Annotated in this window: 18 protein-coding genes and 1 tRNA gene; 4 read left to right on the top strand and 15 right to left on the bottom strand. The window is 70.9% G+C overall.

Translation table 11 applies throughout. The annotated features are described in order from the left end of the window. A partial coding sequence (locus tag ACERZO_RS41895; protein WP_372671542.1) for a tetratricopeptide repeat protein occupies positions 1–185 on the top strand: 185 nt, incomplete at its 5' end. A gap of 398 nt (positions 186–583) precedes the next feature. Here ACERZO_RS41895 and ACERZO_RS41900 read toward each other — a convergent pair. Further along, a tRNA-Thr gene (locus ACERZO_RS41900) sits at positions 584–657 on the bottom strand. A 133-nt stretch (positions 658–790) separates the two neighbouring features. Between ACERZO_RS41900 and ACERZO_RS41905 the strand changes: the two genes are divergently transcribed. Beyond that, a complete protein-coding gene (locus ACERZO_RS41905; RefSeq protein WP_372671543.1) occupies positions 791–2,461 on the top strand; it encodes a hypothetical protein in 1,671 nt (556 codons plus the stop codon). Positions 2,462–2,513: 52 nt separating this feature from the next. Here the strand turns inward: ACERZO_RS41905 and ACERZO_RS41910 are convergent, their stop codons facing one another. The 10 genes from ACERZO_RS41910 to topA form a co-directional block, all read right to left on the bottom strand. Continuing rightward, positions 2,514–2,849: a hypothetical protein gene (locus ACERZO_RS41910; RefSeq protein WP_372671544.1), complete on the bottom strand. Its 336-nt coding sequence runs from the start codon at positions 2,847–2,849 to the stop codon at positions 2,514–2,516. Between the two features lie 18 nt (positions 2,850–2,867). Next, the gene (locus ACERZO_RS41915) at positions 2,868–3,407 is read right to left on the bottom strand and encodes a DUF6232 family protein (RefSeq protein ID WP_372671545.1); all 540 of its coding nucleotides are present in this window, start codon (positions 3,405–3,407) and stop codon (positions 2,868–2,870) included. An 83-nt stretch (positions 3,408–3,490) separates the two neighbouring features. Continuing rightward, positions 3,491–4,696 (bottom strand): DNA polymerase III subunit delta', encoded by a 1,206-nt coding sequence (locus ACERZO_RS41920; RefSeq protein ID WP_372671546.1) that lies wholly within the window; start codon positions 4,694–4,696, stop codon positions 3,491–3,493. Continuing rightward, entirely contained in the window at positions 4,693–6,822 is a 2,130-nt protein-coding gene (locus ACERZO_RS41925) for a bifunctional MFS transporter/dTMP kinase (RefSeq protein WP_372671547.1), read from the bottom strand. The genes ACERZO_RS41920 and ACERZO_RS41925 overlap by 4 nt, the downstream gene beginning before the upstream one ends. A gap of 148 nt (positions 6,823–6,970) precedes the next feature. Further along, positions 6,971–7,582 carry a hypothetical protein gene (locus ACERZO_RS41930; protein WP_372671548.1) on the bottom strand — a complete coding sequence of 204 codons (612 nt, stop codon included), beginning with the start codon at positions 7,580–7,582 and terminating at the stop codon, positions 6,971–6,973. 945 nt (positions 7,583–8,527) lie between these two features. Continuing rightward, positions 8,528–9,319 carry a hypothetical protein gene (locus ACERZO_RS41935; RefSeq protein ID WP_372671549.1) on the bottom strand — a complete coding sequence of 264 codons (792 nt, stop codon included), beginning with the start codon at positions 9,317–9,319 and terminating at the stop codon, positions 8,528–8,530. Next, positions 9,312–9,494, bottom strand: coding sequence for a hypothetical protein (locus ACERZO_RS41940; protein WP_372671550.1), 183 nt, complete (start codon positions 9,492–9,494; stop codon positions 9,312–9,314). The genes ACERZO_RS41935 and ACERZO_RS41940 overlap by 8 nt, the downstream gene beginning before the upstream one ends. Beyond that, positions 9,487–10,278: an ESX secretion-associated protein EspG gene (locus ACERZO_RS41945; RefSeq protein ID WP_372671551.1), complete on the bottom strand. Its 792-nt coding sequence runs from the start codon at positions 10,276–10,278 to the stop codon at positions 9,487–9,489. The genes ACERZO_RS41940 and ACERZO_RS41945 overlap by 8 nt, the downstream gene beginning before the upstream one ends. Before the next feature lie 86 nt (positions 10,279–10,364). Continuing rightward, positions 10,365–10,973 (bottom strand): hypothetical protein, encoded by a 609-nt coding sequence (locus ACERZO_RS41950; protein WP_372671552.1) that lies wholly within the window; start codon positions 10,971–10,973, stop codon positions 10,365–10,367. Between the two features lie 118 nt (positions 10,974–11,091). After that, positions 11,092–13,971 (bottom strand): type I DNA topoisomerase, encoded by a 2,880-nt coding sequence (gene topA / locus ACERZO_RS41955; protein ID WP_372671553.1) that lies wholly within the window; start codon positions 13,969–13,971, stop codon positions 11,092–11,094. A 296-nt stretch (positions 13,972–14,267) separates the two neighbouring features. On the opposite strand from topA, the gene ACERZO_RS41960 reads away from it, so the two are divergent. Continuing rightward, on the top strand, positions 14,268–15,074 hold the full coding sequence (locus ACERZO_RS41960) for a S1 family peptidase (RefSeq protein WP_372671554.1): 807 nt from the start codon (positions 14,268–14,270) through the stop codon (positions 15,072–15,074). 18 nt (positions 15,075–15,092) lie between these two features. Here ACERZO_RS41960 and ACERZO_RS41965 read toward each other — a convergent pair whose 3' ends face one another. From ACERZO_RS41965 to ACERZO_RS41975, 3 genes are all read right to left on the bottom strand, one after another. Continuing rightward, the gene (locus tag ACERZO_RS41965; RefSeq protein ID WP_372671555.1) at positions 15,093–15,743 is read right to left on the bottom strand and encodes a hypothetical protein; all 651 of its coding nucleotides are present in this window, start codon (positions 15,741–15,743) and stop codon (positions 15,093–15,095) included. 41 nt (positions 15,744–15,784) lie between these two features. After that, entirely contained in the window at positions 15,785–16,375 is a 591-nt protein-coding gene (locus tag ACERZO_RS41970) for a hypothetical protein (protein ID WP_372671556.1), read from the bottom strand. 149 nt (positions 16,376–16,524) lie between these two features. After that, positions 16,525–18,819: a sodium-translocating pyrophosphatase gene (locus tag ACERZO_RS41975; protein ID WP_372671557.1), complete on the bottom strand. Its 2,295-nt coding sequence runs from the start codon at positions 18,817–18,819 to the stop codon at positions 16,525–16,527. Positions 18,820–19,169: 350 nt separating this feature from the next. Between ACERZO_RS41975 and ACERZO_RS41980 the strand changes: the two genes are divergently transcribed. Further along, a complete protein-coding gene (locus ACERZO_RS41980; protein ID WP_372671759.1) occupies positions 19,170–21,623 on the top strand; it encodes a DEAD/DEAH box helicase in 2,454 nt (817 codons plus the stop codon). Between the two features lie 83 nt (positions 21,624–21,706). On the opposite strand, the gene ACERZO_RS41985 is transcribed toward ACERZO_RS41980, so the two are convergent. Then, positions 21,707–22,324, bottom strand: a complete 618-nt coding sequence (locus ACERZO_RS41985; protein WP_372671558.1) for a bifunctional DNA primase/polymerase — start codon at positions 22,322–22,324, stop codon at positions 21,707–21,709. Positions 22,325–22,972: the final 648 nt, after the last annotated feature.

Raw genomic sequence — 22,972 nt, forward strand, 5'->3', positions numbered from 1 at the left:
ACCTGGCCATGTCGATCAACAACCTCGCGAACCGGCTGAGTGACGCGGGTCGACGACCCGAAGCGCTGGCCGCCGCTCAGGAAGCCGTCGAGTTCTACCGGGAACTGGCTCGCATCGATCCCAACCGGTTCGGGCTGCGAGCGGAACGCGCTTCCGAACTGGTCGCATCTCTGGCTGAAGAGTAAGCGACTCGTACCGTGGCGCGCCATGCGTGGTCCTACGACGGCGGCAAACCACAGATGAACGTAGTACTCAGCCCCTGGCGGGGCCGCGTTGGCAAGTAAGGAATCTCTGAACATGCGAGTTCCAGGGCGCCTGCGCTTGGAGGTCGACGTGGCGGGGTCGACTGGGGTACTCCGTGCAAGAGATCTCGCAGTTGGTTGAGCATAGCGGCACGACCGCGACGAAGCTGGTCTACCGATGGTTGAATTGGGCGCGATCGCGCAGATCTGACCTTCCCCGCGACGGGTGAACCTGCGGAACTTTCTTCGCCCACCGACCAGGTGCCGTAGTCACCCACTTAGTCACCCACCGTACGAGTCAGGCCCCATCCGAGATGTCTCGGATGGGGCCTGACCTGCGGAGCCGCCTGGGGGAATCGAACCCCCGACCTATTCATTACGAGTGAATCGCTCTGGCCGACTGAGCTAAGGCGGCATGTCTCCGGCTCGCGCTGGCGACGATAGCAAGTGTAGCGGAGGCTGTGCGCGTCACTTTCCGGGGGGACTGTCGTTAGGGCCCTATGACGTCGGTCTCACTCCCCGGTCGACCTATCTGGAGGCTCTGGCACATGCGGCGAAGACTGCCCCGCTCGGTGGCGCTGCCGGCGGCTGCTGCGTTGCTCCTGTTCAGCGCGGCGCCGGCGAATGCCGATCCGACCTATCCGACCACGCCGATCCCGCAGCCGGCGAACCCGGGGCAGGCGCCGATCTCGGCGCCGATCGGGCCGCAGCCGCTGGGGCAGGCCGTCGGGGATGCCGGGACCGCGCTCGGGATCATCCGGTTGCTGCCCAACGCCGTGCCGACGAAGACCATCCTGCCCGGGTTCGGGGACACCTTGCCGAAGCAGTCGGCGCTCGAGGCGGGCATGGGCCTGTCGAGCGCGTCGGCGAACTCGGACGCCTACCTGAGCTACGAGAAGGCCATCGCGCAGGCGTCGCCGTTCGGGCTGTCGGTGGGCGGGAACGCGCCGCAGACGCCGGGCAGCGTCGTGCAGACCGCCTTGCCCGACAACCCGCAGCCGATCAGCGGTGGGCTCAACGCGCCGTCGAACCCGCTGCTCAACGTCGGTCTGTTGAACGGGAGCGCGCACGCGCGGTGGAGCCCGACGCTCGGGCCGTGCGTCGACACCATCGCGGACGCCAGCACGTCGGTGGCGAGCCTGTCGCTGCTGAACGTCATCCCGTCGATGCCGAACCTGGGGCTGGACGCGCTGAAGCCGAAGCTCGACCCGGGCTCGCTGGCCAGCGGGTTCGACCTGACGAAGGGCCTGCAGAGCCTGGGTGGCCTGCTGCAGGGCGGCGGGCAGACGGCGAAGGACGGCACCGGCTCGCTGCTGAGCCTGCCGAACACGCTGTCGTCGCGGTCGCAGGTCAAGCTGGTCGACGTGCCCGGCTCGAAGAACAAGGCCGTGCAGTCGACGTCGACGCTGCAGGCCGCGGACATCGAGATCCTCAAGGGCACGCCGCTGGCGCTGAGCATCAAGGTGGCCAGCCAGCCGACGCTGAAGGTGACGTCCACCGGTGACGCGAAGACGTCCAAAGTGGAGTACACCGCGCCGGTGCTGACCATCGCCGCGGGCGGCAAGACGCTGTACACGCTGGACGCGGCGCACCCGACCAAGGACATCCCGATCGGGCTGCCGCTGAAGGGCCTGAGCGACCAGTTCGGGCAGCTGAACGACATTCCGGTGGTCGGCGGGCTGGTCTCGACGCTGACCAAGGGCATCCAGCAGGTCGGCAACACCGCCGGCACGGTGCTGGACCTGGGCGTCCTGCGGCTGAGCATCGCCGGGCTGGACCAGAAGTCGGCGCAGATGACCACGCCGTTCAAGGGCTTCCAGCTGGGCGCGTCGGCGCGGTTGTTCGACCTGCAGCTGCTGCCGACGACGAAGCTCAAGAGCCTGCTGCCGGACGACCAGGCGAAGAACCTGCCGTCGTCGCTGGCCCAGCTGTCGCTGGGCGAGCAGGTCGCGCGGGCCTACGCGCCGACCGGCGGCGTCGTCTGCGGGTCGACGTCGACGCCGCCCGCGGGCGGTCAGGCACCGAAGGGGCCGGTGAAGAACCTCGCCTACACCGGCGGCGCGTACGACACCGTGCCGCTGTTCTGGACGGGCACGGCGATGCTGCTGCTCGGCGTGGTGATGGTGGCCGCGATGCCGGGCACGCGCCGGCGTCCGCTCGCGGTCGCGGTTGCGGCCGAGGAGAAGCCGTTCAAGCCGTCACCGCGTCCGCGCGAGTGACCCGAGGGGTGTGAAGGAGCCCGCCAGGCGCGCCTGGCGGGCTCCTTCGTCTTCAGCTGCCGAGGGCGGCCATGACCTTGCGCACGGCTTCCACGACCGGGGCGCCGACCTGGCCGACCATCATCGCGACGCCGGAAACGGCGCCGAGCGCCCGCCGCAGCCGGGCCGGTTCCGGCCGCGGCGCCTGGAGGGTGGCCAGCGACTCGTCGATGACCTGGCGGTCGGTGCCGGTCACCTGGGGGCGCAACGCCTGGACGGCCTCGAGCAGTTCCCGCAGCGCCACCTTCTGGTCCGCCGGCCCCTGGTACACGATCTTGCCGATGCCCGGACCGCTGACCTCGACGCGGTCGCCACCGTAGGTGTCGCCGTATTGGTAGTTACCGCTCATCGATCGGTCCCTTCTCTTTCAGTGCACGATCTTGCCGATACCGGGACCGCTGACCGAGACGTGGTCGCCGCCGTATTTGTTCCCGTTGTGGATGTTGTTGACGGTGTAGCGGAACCGCGCGGCGGGATTGTTGATCGCCGCCATGATTTCCCGGACGATTTGCGCGACAATGGCTTCGTCGGTGGTGATCAACGCGGTGTGCGGATTTCCCGCCGTTTCGATCACGAGCGCGAAAAGAGCCGGGCGCAGCAGGAGGTAGAGCAACCGCAGCACGGCCAGCGCGATCAGGACGCCCGTCACGATGACCACGGCCTGGTCGAGGTCCCGGTCGAGGCGGACTCCCTGGCTCCGGGCGGCTCGCAACGCGACGGTCGCGCCCAGGCCCAGGACGAGCCACAGCAGCGCGAAGCCGATGAAGCGGCCGAACGCGGCGCCGCGGCGGACCGTCAGGCGCACCACCCGCGCCCGCGCGATGTTGCGCAGCGGGTACGCCTCGCCGCCCACCCAGAGGATTTGCTGACTGACTTTGACCTCTATGTCACCATCTCGGTGGGGCATTTTCCGGTCCTTCCGCGCGGAAACCGCAACGGAACAAGCGTCACCGCAATGCGTGCCCGGAACAATGTCCTTTCGGGCGGACCTCAGCCTTGGCGAAGAGTCGTGACCATCGCCTCGACGGCGATGCGCGGCTTCACGTTCAAGTCGATCGCCTCACGGCATTCCAGCACCGCTTCGAGCCGGCGCAGCGTCGACTCCGGCGTCCACGCCTGCGCCGCTTCCCGGATCTGGTCGGCGTGGTCGGGGTGGTTGAGCGTCGCGCCGGACCGCGTCGTCGTCACCAGGACGTCGCGGTAGAAGGCGGCCAGGTCGATCAGGGCGAGGTCGAGCGTGTCGCGCTGGGTGCGGGTCGCGCGGGACTTCTGCTTCTTCTCCAGCTGCTTGACCGCCGCTTCGGCGGCCCGCTTCGCACCGGCGACGCCCTTGCCGACGCCGTCGCCGCCCATTGCCGTCCGCAGCTCGTTGCGCTCGTCTTCGTCACGGGTCTTGCTCGCCTCGCCCGCGTCGGCCTCGGCCGCGCTGATCAGCTGGTCGGCGCTCGTGAAGACGTCACTCGGGCGCCTGAGCCCCAGCGGGATCCGCAGCACGGTCGCCCGCCGCTGCCGCGCGGCCTCGTCCGTGGCGAGCCGGCGCGCGCGGCCGACGTGACCGCCGCACACCGAAGCAGCCCACTGCGCGCGCTCGGGGTCGACGTGGTCGCGGCGCACCAAGACGTCCGCGATCGCCTCCGGCGGCGGGGTCCGCAGCGCCACCAGGCGGCAGCGCGAGCGGATCGTCACCGAGACGTCCTCAGGGTGGTCCGACGGCGCGCAGAGCAGGAAGACCGTGCGGTCCGGCGGTTCTTCGACGGCCTTCAGCAGCGCGTTCGACGCGCCTTCGGTGAGCCGGTCGGCGTCTTCGATGATCACGACCTGCCAGTGGCCGGTGGTCGGGCGGCGCGCGGCCGCCTGCACCAGGGCGCGCATCTCGGCAACCGAGATGGACAGGCCTTCCGGCACCACGAGCCGGACGTCGGCGTGGGTGCCCGCCATCACCGTGTGGCAGCCGGGGCAGGCGTCGCAGCCGGTCCCGGTGCTGCACTGCAGGGCCGCGGCGAACGTCCGCGCGGCCACCGAGCGGCCGGACCCGGGCGGGCCGGTGAGCAGCCACGCGTGCGTCATCGCGCCGGGCGGGGCGGGCTCGCCGGCGACGATCTTCGCGGCGGCGGACGCGGCCGCGGTCAGCGTTTCGACCGCGGCCTCCTGGCCGACCACCTGGTTCCAGACGCCGATGCGCTCGGTCGTCGTCACTTCGCCTCCACGCGAGGCTCTTCCGGGGTTTCGACGGGCAGGGTGACGTCGACGTCGACGTCCAGCGGCAGCGTCACCGGCTTCTCCGTCGTCGGCGCAAGCGCGGACAGGCGGCCGATGAACACGGCGCGCAGCGCGGTGCGGATGCGCTCGGCGACCTCGGCGTCGGTGCCGTCGGCGTCGATCACGACGTACCGGTCCGGGTCGGCGGCGGCCATCTCGGTGAGCAGGTGCTGGACGCGCCACTGGTCGTTCATCGCGGTCGACCGGTCGCGCGGCGCGCCGTGGGGCGCGGAGTCCAGCAGGACGGTCAGGTCCGGGCGCAGCCGCCCGGTCGCCCAGTCGGCGAGGCCTTCGAGCTCGTCGCTGTCCAGGCCGGCGACGGCCGAGAGGTGCGCCAGCGGCGAGTCGACGAACCGCTCCATCACCACGACCGAACCGGCGTCGAGCGCCGGCTGGACGTGCCGCTCGACGATGTCGGCCCGCACTGCCGCGGCGGCCAGCGCCTGGGCCCGCGCGCCGGTCAGCGAAGCGCCGGAGACGAGGGCGGTGAGCCGCTTGTCGTCGAGGGCCGGGTCGGCCGCGACGACGACGGGCCGGGTGCCGCCGCGCATCCAGTCGGCGAGGTTGACGGCCTGGATCGCCGTGTTGATCGCGGTGGTGCCCTCGACGGCGATGAGGAAGCCGTTGACGCGCCGCGGCGTGCGGCGCAGCGCGTTGCGCAGGTCCGACAGGATCGGCTCGGTGCGCTTGTCGTCCATCTGCCGGTAGGCGAAGAGGCCCGCGACCAGCGCGATCGCGGCGCCGCCGATCATCACCGGGCGGGTGCCGTCGATCGTGAGCGGGCTGCCCCAGACGGTGATCGTGTGCCGCTGCACCGCGCCGACGAGCAGCGGCACGGTGACCGTGGTGCCGAACAGCACCAGCTTCATCATCAGCTGGTAGATCGCGTTGATCCGGCCGCGGATCGCGTCTTCGACGCGGGAGCCGATGATCGTCACGCCGGTGAGGAACGCGGTGCCGGCGCAGACGCCGACCAGCACGACGGCGATCAGCGAGATCGTCAAGTGTGGTGACAACGCCACCAGCAGGAGCGAGACCGCGGCCGCGATGATCGAGAGGCCGAAGAGCCGGTCGTGCGGGAGCCGGTGGGCGAGCTTCGGCGCGAAAACCATGCCGGTGGCGAGGCCGAGGAAGACCGCGAGGACTAGCAGGCTGAACGCCGAGTCACCGGCCAGCAGGCTCGAAGAGTAGGGCTTGGCCGAGCCGATCACGGCACCGCCGGCGGCGAACGCCCCGAAGGCGCCCACCAGCAGGCCGCGCACGAGCGGCGTGCTGCGGATGAAGCGGAAGCCGTCGGCGATCATCGCGCCGACGCCGAGCTTCTCCTCGTCCGCGGCCTTGACCTTCTGCTCCGGCAGCGCGTGGACGTTGCGCAGCGACAGCTCGGGAATGCGGGTGGCGATGATGATCGCGCTGGCCAGGTAGAGCAGGCCGGTGATGATGACGACCAGCTTCGCGATGCTCAGGCTCGCGCTGTCCCCGGGGAACAGGTGGAAGGTCGTGTTGACGCCGGTGATGATCGCGTTGGCGCCGGCCGCGGTGATGACGGCGAGGCCGTAGGTCATCACCATGCCGAGCTGGTTGGCCGTCTCGACCTGGTCGGGCCGGCGGAGCAGGTTCGGGACCGCGGCCTCTTTCGAGGGGATCCACATGCTCGCCGCGCTGCCGACGAGGAAGTTGCCGACGAGCAGCCACCACGGCGCGCTGACGAAGGCGATCGACAGCAGGAACCCGCACCGCAGCAGGTCGGCGACGACCATCACCTTGCGGCGGTCGAACCGGTCCGCGAGCAGCCCGCCGACGGGCGCGAACAGCAGCCCCGGCGCCAGGCCGGTGAGCACCACGCCGACGAACGCGAAGTTCTGGGCGAAGTAGTTGTCCGTCAGCTTCGTGGCCAGGCCGGTGAGGGCGAGGATGTTCAGCCAGTCGGCCACGCTGCACAGGTACGTGACGCCCCACAGGCGCCGGAACGGTTTGATCGCCAGTACCCGCCGGACCCGGTTGATCGTGGACGCCTCGGCGCCCGACGACCCACCCGGGCCGGCCCCGGGTACCGATCGCACGCCCTCGCTGATACGCCCACCCCACTAGTCACGGCGGTGCCGGACGCCCTCGTGAGGTCGCCCGACCGTGAAGTCAGGGTAGCCCGATCGGCCCTTGCCGCGCGGACGGCCCCGAGGTCCCGCCGGGGCAGGGACCAGCGAGCGGACGCTAGTCGAACAGCCCGGTCACGCTGCTGACCAGGCTGGAGACCATCTCGATGGCGACGAATCCGAACACGATCAGCAACACCACGGCGAGCATGACCCCGGCCGCACTCGACGACGGCCGGTTGAACGCCGGCATCGACATCGCCGGCAGCCGCCGCCGCTTGACGGGCACCACCTCGAGGTCTTCGTCGAAGTCGTCGCCGGTGTCCACGGGCGGCTTCCGCTTCAGGGGCCGCTGCAGCGGCGGCCGGTTCGGCCAGGTGCGCCGCCGGTTCCGCTGCCGCGGGAGCAGCCCCATCGGCGGGGCAACTTCCTCGCCGACGCTGCTCGTGGTGCCCGCGGGCGGGATCGCCTCCGGGGTCTTGGCGTCCTCCTCCCGGAGGGTTTCCTCGACCATCCGGCGCACGGCCTCATCGTCGTGCGGCACCGGCCCCGCCACCGGGACGGCGACGGGCTCGTGGCCATTCGCGACCGCGGTACGTGGCTCGGGGTCGGCCGTGACCAGCCCCGAGACGGGGTCGGCGAACATCTCGCCGGGTGCTGCGGACAGAGTGCCGTCGCGCTGAGTGAGCTCGGGGGCATTGAAGAAGGGAGCCTCACCGTTCGCGCTCATGGTGACCACCTCACTACTGAATGTCCTCGCCTTTCCAGGGTAGCGACGCTGGCGGATAACGCATCCGCCCAATGGCTCTGTCTCCATTGGAGGGTCGGTCACGCAGCGCAAGCCCGCGCCCGAACCCCCTGCAGTGTCCAGTCCGCCGGTGGTCCGGTCGACCGCCAATGGTGACGGATTGTAGTGAGTCCGATCACAGCGGCTTCCGGCGGGCAGGTGGCCGGCGGGTGGCCATTGGCGACCAGTTTGCGGGGTTCTGGTCGGGTTGGGCATGGGTTTGCCTGGAGACAGGGGTAGTGGGGGTGGGCCGGTTGGGGGTGCGGGTTGGCCGGTTGGAGCAGTGGCGGGTTGGGAGCGAACGGCGGGTGGCAGGGGCGTTCGGCCGGGGGACGGGGTTGCGGCCGCGCTCGGCCCGCGGAGGACCGCGCTTCGGCTCGCGCGCTGCCGCCGGCCCGGCTGGGCCGGAAGGGCCTCGGCTCGGGTCCCGACTGCCCGACTCGGCTGGGCCGGGCTCGGCTCGACCCGGGGCCGGCTCGGCCGGACTGGCCTGGGCCGGCTCGACTCGGGATCGGCCCGGCCTGGCTGGGCTGGGCTCGACTCGGTCCGGCCCCCTCGGCCGGGCTCGGCCGGGCTCGGCTCGGCTCGGTCCGGCCCGGCCCGGCCCGGCTCGGCATGGCTCGGCTCGGCATGGCTCGACTCGACCTGGCTGGGCTCGATCCGCACCCCTCGGCCCGGCCCGGCTCGGCCCGGCCGGGCCCCGCTTGGTCCGGCTCGGCAGGGCTGGGCTCGGCTCGATCCGGACCCCTCGGCCCGGCTTGGCTCGGCTCGGCTCGATCCGGACCCCTCGGTCCGGCTCGGCCCAGCCCGACTCGGCTCAGGTCAGCTCGGCCTGGCCTGGTCTGGCTCGGCCCGGCCCGGCCCGGCCCGGGCGAAGCTACCTTCCGGTCAGGGCATCTCCTCCTGTCCCAGGTCGATCATCTTCCGGCACCAGTCGCGCAGCATGCCGCGGCTGAAGGGGCTCAGTACCAGCTGACGGAAGCCGTCGCCGCGGTCCAGGGCGGCTAGGGCGAACCTCCCCAGGTCCGTGTCCACCAGGACGAACCCGTGGTCGGGGAACTCCGCGCACAAGCCTCCGAACGCCAGCATGTCCAGGACCGCTGTGCCCGAGCGGGGCCTGGCCAGGAGCTCGCGCATTGCCCACACGTCGTCGTCCTGGCCGTCGTGGACCAGGCCGTCGTCGTCCACCGACAGCCAGATCGCCCGGGGTGATGCCCCGAACGGCGCCTCCGGCAGCTCCGCCACCAGCATCTCCGGCAGCTCCTCGAAGTCGGCCAGGTGGATCGCCGTGCGGCCCGGCAGCGCGCCCATCATGAACGCCCGCTCGCCGTCCGCGTAGCAGCGGATGTCCGCCGTCTCCGGCTCGCCGTCGAACACGCCGCACAGCGCCGCCCGCACCGAACCGCGCAGCATCAGCGACACCACCTCGAAGCCGACCTCGTTGAGCTCGCCGTCCTCGCCGAACGGCGTGCCGTCGATCCAGGCCGCCCACGCCGTGTGCCGCTCGACCTCGGCCACCAGGTCCGCCGGGTCGTCCGAGACCGGGCCGTGGACCAGGATGTCGTGGTCGCTGACCTCCGGGTTGTAGAGCCGGTCGACCGGGTCCCGGTCCGGCATCGCCACCAGCACCGGGCCGGCCGCCAGCTCGAGCAGCTCCCGGGCCGCCGTGCGCTCAGCCATTCCTTCCCCTCTCGCTCGGACCGGACTCGTCGTCCGCGCGCGGCTCCGGGACACCGCTGTTCAGCTCGGCCGCCTCGAGGATCGCGTCCCGCACCGTCAGGTCCCGCGGAGCCGCCGCGACCACCCTGTCCACCCCCTCCCCGGACGTCGTCCGCACCGCCTCCCGCTCAGGCATGGCTCTGCACCGCCTCGACGATCCACTGCTCGGCCGTGCTCCGCGAAGCAGGACCCCACGTCACCGTCCAGCGCCCGGTCCGGCCGACCGCCGCGCTGAACTGGTACCGGCCCAGGTCGTTGTCGACCAGCCCGAACGCGCCGTGCGGGTACTCGGCCAAGATCGCGTCGCGCACCGCGAGGTCGACCAGCACCGTGCCCAGCCGCGGCCGGGCCGCGCACTCCCGGATCTGCTCCACCGCCCGCTCGCACCGGCGCGGGATCAGGCCGCCCTCGTCGGTCTCGATGCGCAGGTGCGCCCCGGGCCCCGGCGGCCGGTCGGGCAGGCCGTCGAACACCCAGCCCGGCAGCTCGCTCAGGAAGCCGGACCGCAGCCGCGCGCGGTTGCCCAGCTTGTGCAGCACCGTGGTGTAGTCCTCGTCGCCGAAGAACCGCACCTCCCACGGCTCCCGCCGGGCCGGGAACACACCGGTGACCACACCGCGGATGAACCCGCCGCGCAGCGCCCGGTACAGCCCGACAGCTTCCGCCGTGACCTCGCCGCCCGGGGCGAGGCCGATCGCGGACATCCCGGCGACGAACCGGGTGTACTGCTCCACCTCGTCGGCGAGGCTCGACGCGGGCGAGGAGCGACGCCCCGGCAGCGGTTCGGTGTCCGCCAGCACCGGCGGGATCTCGAACTCGGGGTCGTAGAACTCCATCACCGAGGGCCGCTCCGGCACCTCGGCCGACAGCGGGGCGATGACCTCGTCGATGACGTCGAAGACGGCGACTGAAGTGTTCACCCCTAGATTGAACACCCTGGCACCGACAATTTCTCGCACATATGTTCGAGAGGGTGACGCGGGTCGGTGAACGGTCGGCGAGCGGCTCACGCATGCTCCGGCACCCGACCTTCGACGAACTCCGCCAGCCGGTCGACACTCCCGGGCAGCCACCAGAGCCGACGGTGGCCACCCCGCGGTCTGCTCAGGGCCGCCAGGTGCCGTCCGCGGTCGTCGTCGACGAACGCGAGCACCTCCCACCGCGAAGGCGAGCCATCGCGGGCGATGTCGAACTGGACGGTGCCGCGCCGGGGGCGCCGCAGGTCGTCCATCAGATCGAGGACGAGGCACTCCTGCTCGGGCTCGAGCACGCCCCGCTCGTCGGCGTCGAGGTACAGCCCCTCACCCGGCGCGGGCGGCAGCGGCGACAGGCGCGTCAACGCCAGGCGAAGCAGCTCCGCGACTCCACCCGGCGAGCGCCCGGACAGGCTGAGGCCGTCCCCGGCGATCCCGAACTCGGACCGGTCGTCGTAGAACGCCGAAGTCCAGGGCTCGCCGGACATCGCGACGGCGATGCCGCACACGCCGCCGGTGCCGATGAAGCCGGTCAGCGACTCCATCATGTCCATGGCGGTGGCACTGCCGGCGGCCGCCGCCCGGACCGGCTTGAGGATCTTGGTGGTCACCGTGTGCACGGTGCGTGGTGTCTTGGTCACGCGTCCATTGGACCCGGGACCACCGACAATTTCCCGAACATCCGTTCGAGGTGCCACCCGAAAGTGTGGCCGGACGCCATGAAGGCCCCCGGCGCACCAGGGGCCTTCACGAGCGGTCTTACTTGGCCTTCGTCGCGGTCGAGCTGCGCTTCGTCGTGGTGGACTTGGTGGCCGCGGCCTTGGCGGTCTTGCTCGTGCCCGCCTTGACCGTCTTCGCCGTCGTCGAAGCCGGCTTGCGCGCCGGCGCCTTCCGCTTCGGCGCCGGGCCCTTGGCCCGCTTCTCGGCCAGCAGCTCGGACGCCCGTTCCGCGGTCAGCGACTCGATCTCGTCGCCCTTCCGCAGCGTGGCGTTGTACTCGCCGTCGGTCACGTACGGGCCGAACCGGCCGTCCTTGACGACCATCGGCTTCTTCGAAACCGGGTCCTCGCCGAGCTCTTTGAGTGGCGGCTTCGCCGTCGCGGAGCGCCCACGCTGCTTCGGCTCCGAGTAGATCTTCAGCGCCTCTTCGAGCGTGATCGAGAAGAGCTGGTCCTCGGTCGAGAGCGAGCGCGAGTCCGTGCCCTTCTTCAGGTACGGCCCGTAGCGCCCGTTCTGCGCGGTGATCTCGTCCCCGGACTCCGGGTCCTTGCCGACCACGCGCGGCAGCGAGAGCAGCTTCAGCGCGTCGTCCAGCGTGATGGTCTCGATGTCCATCGACTTGAACAGCGAGCCCGTACGCGGCTTCGGCGCCTTCGCCTTGGCGGCCTTCTTCTGCGCGGCCGTCGCGTCTTCGGGGATCTCGATCTCCGGCAGCACTTCGGTGACGTACGGCCCGAAGCGGCCTTCCTTCGCGACGATGTCGTGCCCGCTCACCGGGTCGGTGCCCAGCGTGCGGCCCTCCTGCGGGGTCGCGAACAGCTTCTCCGCGATCTCCTGCGACAGCTCGTCCGGCGGCAGGTCCTCGGGCAGGTTCGCGCGCTGCGACTCGCCGTTGACCTCGCGCTCGAGGTACGGCCCGTAGCGCCCGACGCGGACCACGACCGTGTGCCCGTCGGCGTCGCTGAACAGCGGGATCGAGTTGATCTCGCGCGCGTCGATGTCCTCGACGCTGCCCTCGACCAGCTTCTTCAGCCCGCCCAGGCGGCCGATCGAGCCGTCGACGCCCATGTCACCGCCGAAGTAGAACTTCGACAGCCACTGCGCGCGCTGCTCGTTGCCGGCCGCGATGCGGTCGAGCTCGTCCTCCATGCCGGCGGTGAAGTCGTAGTCGACGAGCCGCTCGAAGTGCCGTTCCATCAGGCCGATCACGGCGAACGCGACCCACGACGGGACGAGCGCGGAGCCCTTCTTCCAGACGTAGCCGCGGTCCTGGATGGTCTTGATGATCGACGCGTACGTCGACGGGCGGCCGATGCCCAGCTCTTCCAGCTTGCTGACCAGGCTCGGCTCCGAGTACCGCGCCGGCGGCGAGGTGGTGTGGCCGTCCGGGTTCAGGTCCGACGCGGTGAGCGCCTGGTCCTTCTCCAGCACCGGCAGGCGGCTCTGCTTGTCGTCCGCTTCGCCACCGGTCTCGGTGTCGACCGCCTCGACGTACGCCTTGAGGAAGCCCGCGAAGGTGATCGTGCGGCCCGAAGCGGCGAAGGTGCACTCCTCGCCCGAAGTCGCGTTGCCGACGATGCGCACGGACATCGTGGTGCCCTTGGCGTCCGCCATCTGCGACGCGATCGTGCGCTGCCAGATCATCTCGTAGAGCCGGAACTCGTCGGTGTCCAGCTCGCCCGCGACCTGGCCCGGCGTGCGGAAGACCTCGCCCGACGGCCGGATCGCCTCGTGGGCCTCCTGCGCGTTCTTGACCTTGCGCGTGTACTGGCGCGGCGACGGCGAGACGTACTCCTTGCCGTACAGCTGCGTGGCCTGGCTGCGCGCGGCCGAGATCGCCGACTCCGACAGCGTCGTGGAGTCGGTACGCATATAGGTGATGTAGCCGTTCTCGTACAGCTTCTGCGCGATCCGCATCGTGCGCTCGGAGGTGAACCGCATCTTGCGGCCGGCCTCCTGCTGCAGCGTCGACGTCATGAAAGGCGCGTACGGCTTCCGCGTGTACGGCTTCTCTTCGACGCTCGAGACCTTGAAGTCACGCTGCTTCAGCGCGTCGGCCAAGCGCCGAGCGTCGGCCTCCGCGAGCACGCGGACTTCGTTGTTCGACGCCTTGAGCTGCCCGTCCGAACCGAAGTCGCGACCCGTGGCCAGGCGCGCGCCGTCGACGGCGACCAGGCGCGCCGGGAAGTTCCGCGGCGAAGCTTCCTCGCCCGCGTCCATCGTCGCCGAGATGTCCCAGTAGGACGCCGAGGTGAAGCGCATGCGCTCGCGTTCGCGCTCGACCACGATCCGGGTCGCCACCGACTGCACGCGGCCCGCCGAGAGCTTCGGCATGACCTTCTTCCACAGAACCGGCGAGACCTCGTAGCCGTAGAGGCGGTCGAGGATGCGGCGGGTCTCCTGGGCGTCGACGAGGTCGGCGTCCAGCTCGCGGGTCGAGTCGGCGGCCGCGCGGATGGCCTGCTCGGTGACCTCGTGGAAGACCATCCGGCGGACCGGGACCTTCGGCTTCAGCGTCTCGAGCAGGTGCCACGCGATGGCTTCGCCCTCGCGGTCGGGGTCCGTGGCGAGGTAGAGCTCGTCGACGTCCTTCAGGAGGCCCTTGAGCTCGGTGACCTTGGACTTCTTGTCCGGGGTGACCACGTAGAGGGCCTTGAAGCCGTTGTCGACGTCGACGCCGAGGCGCGCCCAGGACTCGCCCTTGTACTGGGCGGGCACGTCGGCGGCACCACGCGGCAGGTCGCGGATGTGCCCGACGGAGGACTCGACGACGTACCCGCCGCCCAGGTAGGGGGCGATCTTGCGGGCCTTCGTCGGGGACTCGACGATCACCAGCCGCCGGTGCCCGGCGCCGTTGTCCGCCGAGGCTCCGTTCTTCTTGGTCCGTGCTCCTGCCACGCTGTCCTGCTCTCCGCTCATCTCGTCCCGCCAGGCGGAACTGCACCACGTCCCTGCCCAGGGCCCGCGTCTCGACCTGCCAGTGTGCACGCTGTTCCGGCCCGGACGGCGCGGAGGTGGCCCAACACGCCGCCGGTCCTGTGCCCAGCGCATCGCCGCTGACCTCGACGATGTTTCCCCAACGTACCTGCCACGTGATTTCGGCCACGTCCCGCGCAGCCTAGCGCGTGACCGTCCGGATACCCTCCGTTCGACGGTGGTGGGCGCGGGGACGTGACCGCTTCACTGGTTTCCCCGCTCAGCCGAAAGGATCCGCCATGACCCGACGCCTCCTCGGCGCCCTGCTCACCGCCGCGACCGCCACAGTATTACTGGGGACGACCCCGGCGAGTGCGGCCGCGGCGAACTTCGCCGGCACGGTAGCGCTGTCCAACTGCTCGGGCTCGGTGGTGAAGCCGGCCGCGACGCCCGACACCGCCCCCGCGCTCGTCATGTCCAACGGGCACTGCCTCGAGACCGGCTTCCCGGCGCCCGGGCAGGTCATCACCAACCGGTCGTCGAGCCGCACGTTCACGCTGCTCAACGCCAGCGGCGGCAACGCGGGCACCCTGCGCGCGAAGAAGATCGTCTACGGGACGATGACCGACACGGACGTGTCGCTCTACCAGCTCACCACCACCTACGCGCAGATCAAGTCGAGTTACGGGATTTCGCCGCTGGAGCTGTCCAACGCGCACCCGACCGCCGGCGCCGCGATCGACGTCGTCTCCGGCTACTGGAAGCGGATCTACTCCTGCACCATCGACGGTTTCGTCTTCCGGTTGAAGGAGGGCAGCTGGACCTGGAAGGACTCGATCCGCTACACGTCCGCCTGCCAGACCATCGGCGGCACGTCGGGCTCGCCGATCGTCTCCGGCGGCAAGGTCGTCGGCGTGAACAACACCGGCAACGAGGACGGCGCTCGCTGCACCGAGAACAACCCGTGCGAGGTCGACCAGGCCGGGAACGTCACCGTGCACTACAAGACTAACTACGGCCAGGAGACGTACGGCATTCCCGCGTGCCTCACTTCGGCCAACGAAATCGCCCTCACGCAGGCCGGCTGCACCCTGCCCCGGCCGTGACGCGCCGCCCGCGCCCGGTCAGGCCGTGCTCGTCACGGCCTCCGGGTGCGGGACCGGCTGCGGTGCCGCGCCGGGCCACGCCGCTTCGGCGCCCGGTGGCGGTTGCCCGATCAGTTCCAGCAGCGCCTCCAACCGGCGTTTCCCGGTGACCTTGACGGCCGGGACCTCGGCCTTCGGGCCGGTCAGCTTCGCCGCGACGCCCAGCGGCGTCAACGCCTCGACCAGCCGCTCGTGCATGCCCGGCGCCAGCGGGTCGACGCCCAGCAGGTAGCCCTGCGTGCCGGGGCGGCCGCCGGCGAGCACCCACATCCGCAGCATCGCCCCGCTCAGCCGGAAGCCGTCCGGGACGGCTTTGCCCGAGTCGTCCTCCACCGGGCCCGCGCAGCCCTCACGCAGCCATCTGAGCGCCAGCGGGAGCAGGTCGACGCGGAAGGACGTGCGCACCTGCGGATTGCCGCAATCGGCCTTCGAGACCTGGGCGTCGGCACCGCGGCAGCGGAACTCGCGCGCCAGGACGTGCGCCCGCCACGGCTCCTCGACGACGACCGACAGCCGGGCGGCCGTGCGCCCGAAGCCGGTGATCTGGCCGTGGCAGCACAACAGGCCGGCCAGGTCGCCCAGACCCGGCCCGCTGGCCTCGGCGGAGAAGAGCGAGATCGTCCGATCCACCGCGCCATACTAGAACACAAGTTCGATTCTGCGCGAGATCTTCACCTGGGAGATTGATCGAGCTGGCGGCACGCCGGGGCGCGCTGCTCCGCCGCGGCCAGCGCGGGCACGCCCTCGAGGCCCTTGAGGTAGTCGAGGGCATCGATGCGGTCGAGCGTGGCCTTGGCCTCGCCGAGCGCCTCCTTCGTCGCCACCGCGTCGCCACGGACGGCGTCGATGCGCTGACGGGCGTTCTCGGCCTGCGTGCGGATCTCGGAGAACTGGCCGATGACGTGCTCGCGGCCGCCGTCCCCGGACGGCACCGGGGGCGCGCCGAGCGCGTTCAGCCCCGCCAGGCTCTGGTCGAGCCCGCCGACCACCGAGGAAAGCAGGTCGCTGGACGTCCTCGACGCCTGCTGCGGCGTGCTGGGGTCCACGGTCGGCAGGTCCGCCAGGGTGCGGACGAGGTGCGTCACCGCACCGCAGTAAGCGTCCGCCCATCTCGCCGCGGGATCGGCTTGCGGCACCACGGTCGTCACCGACAGACCCTGGTCCCGCGCCGGCGACTGCGCGGGAGCTTGCTGCCCGCAGCCGGCGAGGCCGATCGTGATCGTCGTGGTTAGGGCGGCGAAGACGGTTGACCGCGGCCGCACCTGAACACCTCCTGCTCGACGACGTCCCGGAAGGGCCGACGGTACCGATTCGGTGCTGCTTCGCAAGTCGCCGAGCCAGTGTGGGAAGACCGGACACGCCCCGGGCCCGGCACGCGACGCTGCGTGCCGGGCCCGGGAACGGTGGTGCGTCAGGCCTTGATCTCCGTCGGGGTGTCGGAAAGGACCGTTCCCCGGCGCTTCGAGACCACGATCGCCGCCACGATGATGGCGACCGCGACCAGCGAGATGATGATGCGCACCGCGGCGTTCTCGTCCGGACCGATCGAGAACTGCACGACGGCGGGCGCGATCAGGACCGAGACCAGGTTCATGACCTTGATCAGCGGGTTGATCGCCGGGCCGGCGGTGTCCTTGAACGGGTCACCCACGGTGTCACCGATGATGGTGGCCTCGTGCGCGGACGAGCCCTTGCCACCGTGGTTGCCGTCCTCGACCAGCTTCTTCGCGTTGTCCCACGCGCCACCGGAGTTGGCGAGGAAGATCGCCATCAGGGTGCCGCAGGCGATCGCGCCGGCCAGGTAGCCGGCGAGCGCGCCGGTGCCCAGGCCGAAGCCGACCGCGATCGGGGCGAAGACGGCCAGCAGACCCGGCGTCGTCAGCTCGCGCAGCGAGTCGCGCGTGACGATGTCGACGACCTTGCCGTACTCGGGGCGGGTGGTGCCCTCCATGATGCCCGGGATGTCGCGGAACTGGCGGCGGACTTCGTAGACCACCGCGCCGGCCGCGCGGGAGACCGCGTTGACGGCGAGACCCGAGAACATGAACACCACGGCCGCGCCGATGATCACGCCGACCAGCGTGTTCGGGCTGACGATCTCGTTGACGAACGACTTGGCCGCGTCGAGGCCGGTGGCCACGCCGTTACCCATGCCCGTGAGCGTCTTCGTGATCGCGTCCGAGTAGGACCCGAAGAGCGCGGTCGCCGCGAGGACGGCCGTCGCGATCGCGATGCCCTTGGTGATGGCCTTGGTGGTGTTGCCGACCGCGTCCAGCTCCGTGAGGATCTGCGCGGCCTTCTCGTCGACGTCGCCCGACATCTCGGCGATGCCCTGCGCGTTGTCCGAAACCGGGCCGAAGGTGTCCATCGCGACGATGACGCCGACGGTGGTCAGCAGGCCGGTACCGGCGAGCGCCACGGCGAACAGCGCGACGCCGCCGCCCAGCAGGTACGCGCCGAACACGGCCGCGCCGATGACCAGCGCGGTGTACACAGCGGACTCGAACCCGACCGAGATGCCGGACAGGATGACGGTCGCGCCACCGGTCTCCGACGTCTCCGCGACGTCCTTGACCGGCTTGTACTCGGTGCCGGTGTAGTAACCGGTCAGCTTCAGGATGACCGCGGCGAGCACGATGCCGATGATCACCGCGATGGTCGCGATGACCGCCGGGTTGCCCGAGTTCTCGAAGCCCGCGCCGAAGTCGGAGAAGCTGCTCGGCAGGTACACGAACGCCGCGATCGCCGACAGGACGGCGGAGATGACCGCGGAGATGTAGAAGGAGCGGTTGATCGTGACCAGACCGCCTTCGCCCGCGCGCGCCTTGGTGATGTAGACACCGATGACGGCGGTGATGACGCCGATGGCCGGCACGATCAGCGGGAAGATCAGGCCGTGCACGCCGAAGGCGGTGCTGCCCAGGATCAGCGCGGCGACGAGCATGACGGCGTAGGACTCGAAGAGGTCCGCGGCCATGCCGGCGCAGTCGCCGACGTTGTCGCCCACGTTGTCCGCGATGGTCGCGGCGTTGCGGGGGTCATCCTCCGGGATGCCCTGCTCGACCTTGCCGACCAGGTCCGCGCCGACGTCGGCGGCCTTGGTGAAGATACCGCCGCCGACACGCATGAACATCGCGATCAGGGCGGCGCCGAAGCCGAAGCCTTCGAGCACCTTGGGCGCCTGGCCGGTGTAGACCAGCACGACGACCGCGGCACCGAACAGGCCGAGGCCGACGGTGATCATGCCGACGACGCCGCCGGTGCGGAACGCCACGCGCATGGCGACCTCGCGGCCGCCTTCCTCGCGCGACGCGGCGGCCACGCGCAGGTTCGCCTGCGTCGCCAGCCACATGCCGAGGTAACCGATCGCGAACGAGAACGCCGCGCCGACCAGGAAGAAGATCGAGCGACCGATCTTCTCGTTCCAGTCGTCGGCGGGAAGTGCGAAGAGCAGGAGGAACACGATCACGCCGAAAATGGCGAGGGTGTTCCGCTGCCGCTTGAGGTAAGCGGCCGCGCCTTCCTGCACCGCCTTGGCGATGTCCTGCATCTTGGCGGTGCCCTGGCCTGCGGCCAGCACCTCCTTGAGCAGGACGTAGCCGATGACGAGTGCGGCAAGCGCGACCACGGCGACTACACCGACAATCGTGTAGCCACCTCCGGAGAGCGTGATGGACCCGCCCTCCGCGAGGAACTGCCGTGACATTCGTCCTCCAGGAGACGTCGCCGATCGCCAGCGTCGACGGCAAGCCGGGGGTTCGACACGGCCGACGCTGGCATGGACCCTGTACCGAGCGACACGCTAGCCGTGCGGCGATGCACGTCTCGCATGACGCTCACCACAGAGGGTGTGGATTGCGGGAGTGTATTGGTATCGCAACCAGCGCCTTTAAGGCGTCCCCGGGACAGTACATTCCGTTACCTTGTGAGCCTCCTCACTTGATCGATCCCTCCGGCCGGATTCCGTTGGGGCTCCGGCGATCTGGCGGAACTGTCGTACCCCTGTGCCAAGCTCGGCGGGTGGACGAATCACGGGGGCGGCGGCTGCTGGGGCGGGTGACCGCCGGCATCCCCGCGCGCGACGACCCGATCACGCACGTCGCGGACCTGCCGGGCCGGTCCGCGACGTGCGTGCCGTGGCCGTCGTGGGCCGATCCGGCGGTGGTGCGCGCGTTCGGTGACTGCGGGGTGTCGCTGCCGTGGGCGCACCAGGCGGAGGCGGCGGCGCACGCGTACGAGGGCCGGCACGTCGTGATTTCGACCGGCACGGCGTCGGGCAAGTCGCTCGCCTACCAGCTGCCGGTGCTGTCCCGGCTGGCCGCGGGCGAGAAGGCGAACGCGCTGTACCTGTCGCCGACGAAGGCGCTGGGCGCGGACCAGCTGCGGTCGGTGTCCTCTTTGGACGTCCCGGGCGTCCGGGCGGCGTCGTTCGACGGGGACACGCCGATGGTGGAACGTGACTGGGTGCGCGCGCACGCCAACTGGGTGTTCACCAACCCGGACATGCTGCACCGCGGGATCCTTTCGCAGCACGGGCGGTGGGCGGCGTTCTTCCGGCGGCTCAGCTGCGTGGTCGTCGACGAGTGCCACAGCTACCGCGGCGTCTTCGGCTCGCACGTCGCTCTGCTGCTTCGGCGGCTTCGGCGCGTTGCCGAGCATTACGGTGCTTCGCCGGTGTTCGTGCTCGCATCAGCGACGACGGCTTCGCCTGCTTCATTCGCTTCGCGGTTGACGGGCGTGCCTTGTGAGGCCGTGACGGAGGACGCGTCGCCGCGCGGCGCTCGGACGGTGGCCCTTTGGGAGCCGCCCCTGCTGGAGGAACTGACCGGGGAGAACGGCGCGCCGGTCCGGCGTTCGGCGGGCGCGGAGACGTCGCGGATCCTGGCCGACCTGGTCGTCGAAGGCGCGCGGTCGCTGGCGTTCATCCGGTCCCGGCGGGGCGCGGAGCTGGCCGCACTGGGTGCGCGTCGCATACTGTCCGAAGTGGACCCGGCGTTGACGGAAACCGTTGCGGCGTATAGGTCTGGCTATCTTCCGGAAGAGCGTCGCGCGTTGGAGGCGGCGTTGCTGTCGGGACGGCTGCTGGGCGTCGCGACGACCAACGCCTTGGAGCTGGGCGTCGACATCGCGGGGCTGGACGCGGTGGTGCTGGCCGGCTACCCGGGCACGCTCGCGTCGTTCTGGCAGCAGGCCGGCCGGGCGGGCCGCTCCGGCGACTCGGCGCTGGTGGTGTTCGTCGCGCGCGACGATCCGCTCGACACGTACCTGGTGCACCACCCGGAGGCGCTGCTTTCGCGGCCGGTGGAGACGGCGGTACTCGACCCCGCGAACCCGTACGTGCTGGCGCCGCAGCTCGCGTGCGCGGTGGCGGAGTTGCCGCTGACCGTCCCCGAGCTGGAGATGTTCGGGGGCGCGGCGGCCCAGGAGGTGCTGGCCGAACTGGCGGAGCAGAAGCTGCTGCGCCGCCGGTCGAGCGGCTGGTACTGGACGTCCCGCGACCGGCCGCACGCCGAGGTCGGGATCCGCGGGACAGGCGGCGAGCAGATCGCGGTGGTCGAGTCGGACTCCGGGCGGATGCTGGGCACGGTCGACCCGGGGTCGGCGTGCTTCGCGGTCCACCCCGGCGCGGTCTACCTGCACCAAGGGTCGTCGTACGTCGTCGACGAGCTGGACCTGGACCAGGGGCTGGCGATGGTCCACGCGGAGAACCCGGACTGGACGACGACGCCGCGCGAGATCGTGGACATCGCGGTGCTGAGCACGCAGGAGAAGCAGGAGTTCGGCGGGGTGAGCGTGTGCCTCGGCGAGGTGGCGGTGACGTCGCAGGTGGTCGGCTACCTGCGGCGACGGCCGTCGGGCGAGGTGCTGGACAGCACGCCGTTGGACCTGCCGGAGCAAAGCCTGCACACGCGGGCGGTCTGGTACACGATCTCGTCGCCGCTGCTGGGTCCGGCGGTACGTCCGCGGGTTTCGACTTCGGGTTCGGCCTCGGCTTCCGCTGATGGCGAGGTGGGGACCGGGGGCCATCGGGTGGGGACCGAATCTGCGGGGCCGGTGGGGACCGGGGAGGAACCCCTGGCGAACGGTCGGGGGCCCGTTCACGAGGGTGGCAGGGCACCGGGGAGTGCCGGATTGGTTCCGGCACGAGTCCCCGGTGCCCTGCATGCCGCCGAGCACGCGGCGATCGGCCTGCTACCGCTGTTCGCTACGTGCGACCGGTGGGACATCGGCGGGGTGAGTACCGCGTGGCACGAAGACACCGGGGAGGCGACGGTGTTCGTGCATGACGGCCATCCCGGGGGTGCGGGATTTGCCGAACGCGGTTATGCCGCGATTGTCCCGTGGCTGGCCGCAACGCGGGAGGCGATCGTCTCCTGCGAGTGCCCGACGGGATGCCCGTCCTGCGTCCAGTCGCCGAAGTGCGGGAACGGCAACGATCCGCTGGACAAGGCGGGGGCGGTGGCTGTCTTGGGAACCGTGCTCGGGGCGTTGCGTCAACACGGTGCCTAGACGGCCACTTGGTGGTTCATGGAGTTGTGTCGTGCTCCGCCTCGGCCGGGCTGGGACCGGCCGGCGGCGGTGGTTCGGGTGGTTCAGGCCGCGGTGGACTGGACCAGCTGCGGGGCTTCGGCACCGGCCAGCGCGCGGACGAGAACGTCGTGCACCTCGCCGGCGTCCGGCAGCTGCCAGCCGCAGACCTCGGGCTTGACGCGCCAGTGCACGACACCGTGCTGGAACGGCGACGGCGGCAGCGGGATGTAGCTGTCCTTGCCGTGCCACTGGATGTCGGCGCGCGCCGCCAGCTCGGCCGGGATGCGGTCGGCGACGGTGGTCAGGAAGAGCCACCGGCCGTTCGGCAGCGCGATGATGGGCGCGGGGTGCCCGATGGCGCGCAGCAGGCGGCAGGCGCGCTTGCCGAGTTCGTCGTCGACCTCGATGGCGTCGAGCACGGTGCCGGTGGCGACGAGGAGGCTGTGGGTCCGGTCGGAGAACCAGGTGGCGACCTCGTGGGCGTGGGTGCCGATCTGCTCGCGCCAGGTGTCACTGGCCGGGACCGGACGACGCCAGGTCAGGTCGTCGCCGTCGGTGAGCGGAGCGGGGTTGACGCCCGGGAGCACCGGCCAGCCACGCCAGGCGAGACCGATCGCCTCCGCCCGCAGTTCGATGCGGAAGGCGCCGCGCCAGCTGTCCGGCCAATTCGCGTCCAACATTGTCTTTCCTGCCTTAGGTTCCGGTTCTCCGCGACCGCCTGGGACCCTGCCGTGGTGTCGCACATCTCACTTAACGGCAAATTGCACATTGCCCGGAACCCCCGCGCGACAACCGGTGGTTACGCGGCGATGAACGCCCGGTAGTCCCTACGGCCCGACCGAACCCATCGGCGCGGATCGACGGTGAACGGCAGCCGCCCAAGGACCGTTCGTCGCGCGAATCCCCTGGAGCGGAGGCCTGTCGATGGGGCGAGCGGCGGCTTTCGCGTGGGGTATCGGCCCAGGTGAGCAGCGTGGTCGACCGCTCACCGTGCACTACCGACCGCTGCCCGTGACAATTGGCCACTTATCGTCCGCCCGGACGGATCAGCCGGTCACCGTGGCATACCGACCGGTCGGCGTCCGGCGAGCGGGCGTGCTGTGGGGTCCCGGTGAGCGGTCAGCCGGCACGGCGATCCGGCGCCGGTCCCGCACGGGGGCCTCGTGCGAGGAGCTGCCGGTTGGGGCCGCGCGGGCTCCAGTCGATGGACCAGCCGACCGACCGGTCGCAGCGGCCTGGCGGGTGAGTCCGACGCAAGCCTTGGCCGATGAGCCGGTCGCCATGGCCAGCCCAGGCTCCCGCCGATGAGCCGGCCACCGCGGCCAGCC

This window comes from Amycolatopsis kentuckyensis (assembly GCF_041679295.1).
Classification (GTDB): Bacteria; Actinomycetota; Actinomycetes; order Mycobacteriales; family Pseudonocardiaceae; genus Amycolatopsis; species Amycolatopsis kentuckyensis_A.

Bases quoted from the DNA above. Each gene is read 5' to 3' on its own strand.
- ACERZO_RS41910 (WP_372671544.1), bottom strand. From the start codon at position 2,849: ATGAGCGGTAACTACCAATACGGCGACACCTACGGTGGCGACCGCGTC.
- ACERZO_RS41930 (WP_372671548.1), bottom strand. From the start codon at position 7,582: ATGAGCGCGAACGGTGAGGCTCCCTTCTTCAATGCCCCCGAGCTCACT.
- ACERZO_RS41905 (WP_372671543.1), top strand. From the start codon at position 791: ATGCGGCGAAGACTGCCCCGCTCGGTGGCGCTGCCGGCGGCTGCTGCG.
- ACERZO_RS41985 (WP_372671558.1), bottom strand. From the start codon at position 22,324: ATGTTGGACGCGAATTGGCCGGACAGCTGGCGCGGCGCCTTCCGCATC.
- ACERZO_RS41975 (WP_372671557.1), bottom strand. From the start codon at position 18,819: ATGTCACGGCAGTTCCTCGCGGAGGGCGGGTCCATCACGCTCTCCGGA.
- ACERZO_RS41960 (WP_372671554.1), top strand. From the start codon at position 14,268: ATGACCCGACGCCTCCTCGGCGCCCTGCTCACCGCCGCGACCGCCACA.
- topA (WP_372671553.1), bottom strand. From the start codon at position 13,971: ATGAGCGGAGAGCAGGACAGCGTGGCAGGAGCACGGACCAAGAAGAAC.
- ACERZO_RS41915 (WP_372671545.1), bottom strand. From the start codon at position 3,407: ATGCCCCACCGAGATGGTGACATAGAGGTCAAAGTCAGTCAGCAAATC.
- ACERZO_RS41940 (WP_372671550.1), bottom strand. From the start codon at position 9,494: ATGCCTGAGCGGGAGGCGGTGCGGACGACGTCCGGGGAGGGGGTGGAC.
- ACERZO_RS41935 (WP_372671549.1), bottom strand. From the start codon at position 9,319: ATGGCTGAGCGCACGGCGGCCCGGGAGCTGCTCGAGCTGGCGGCCGGC.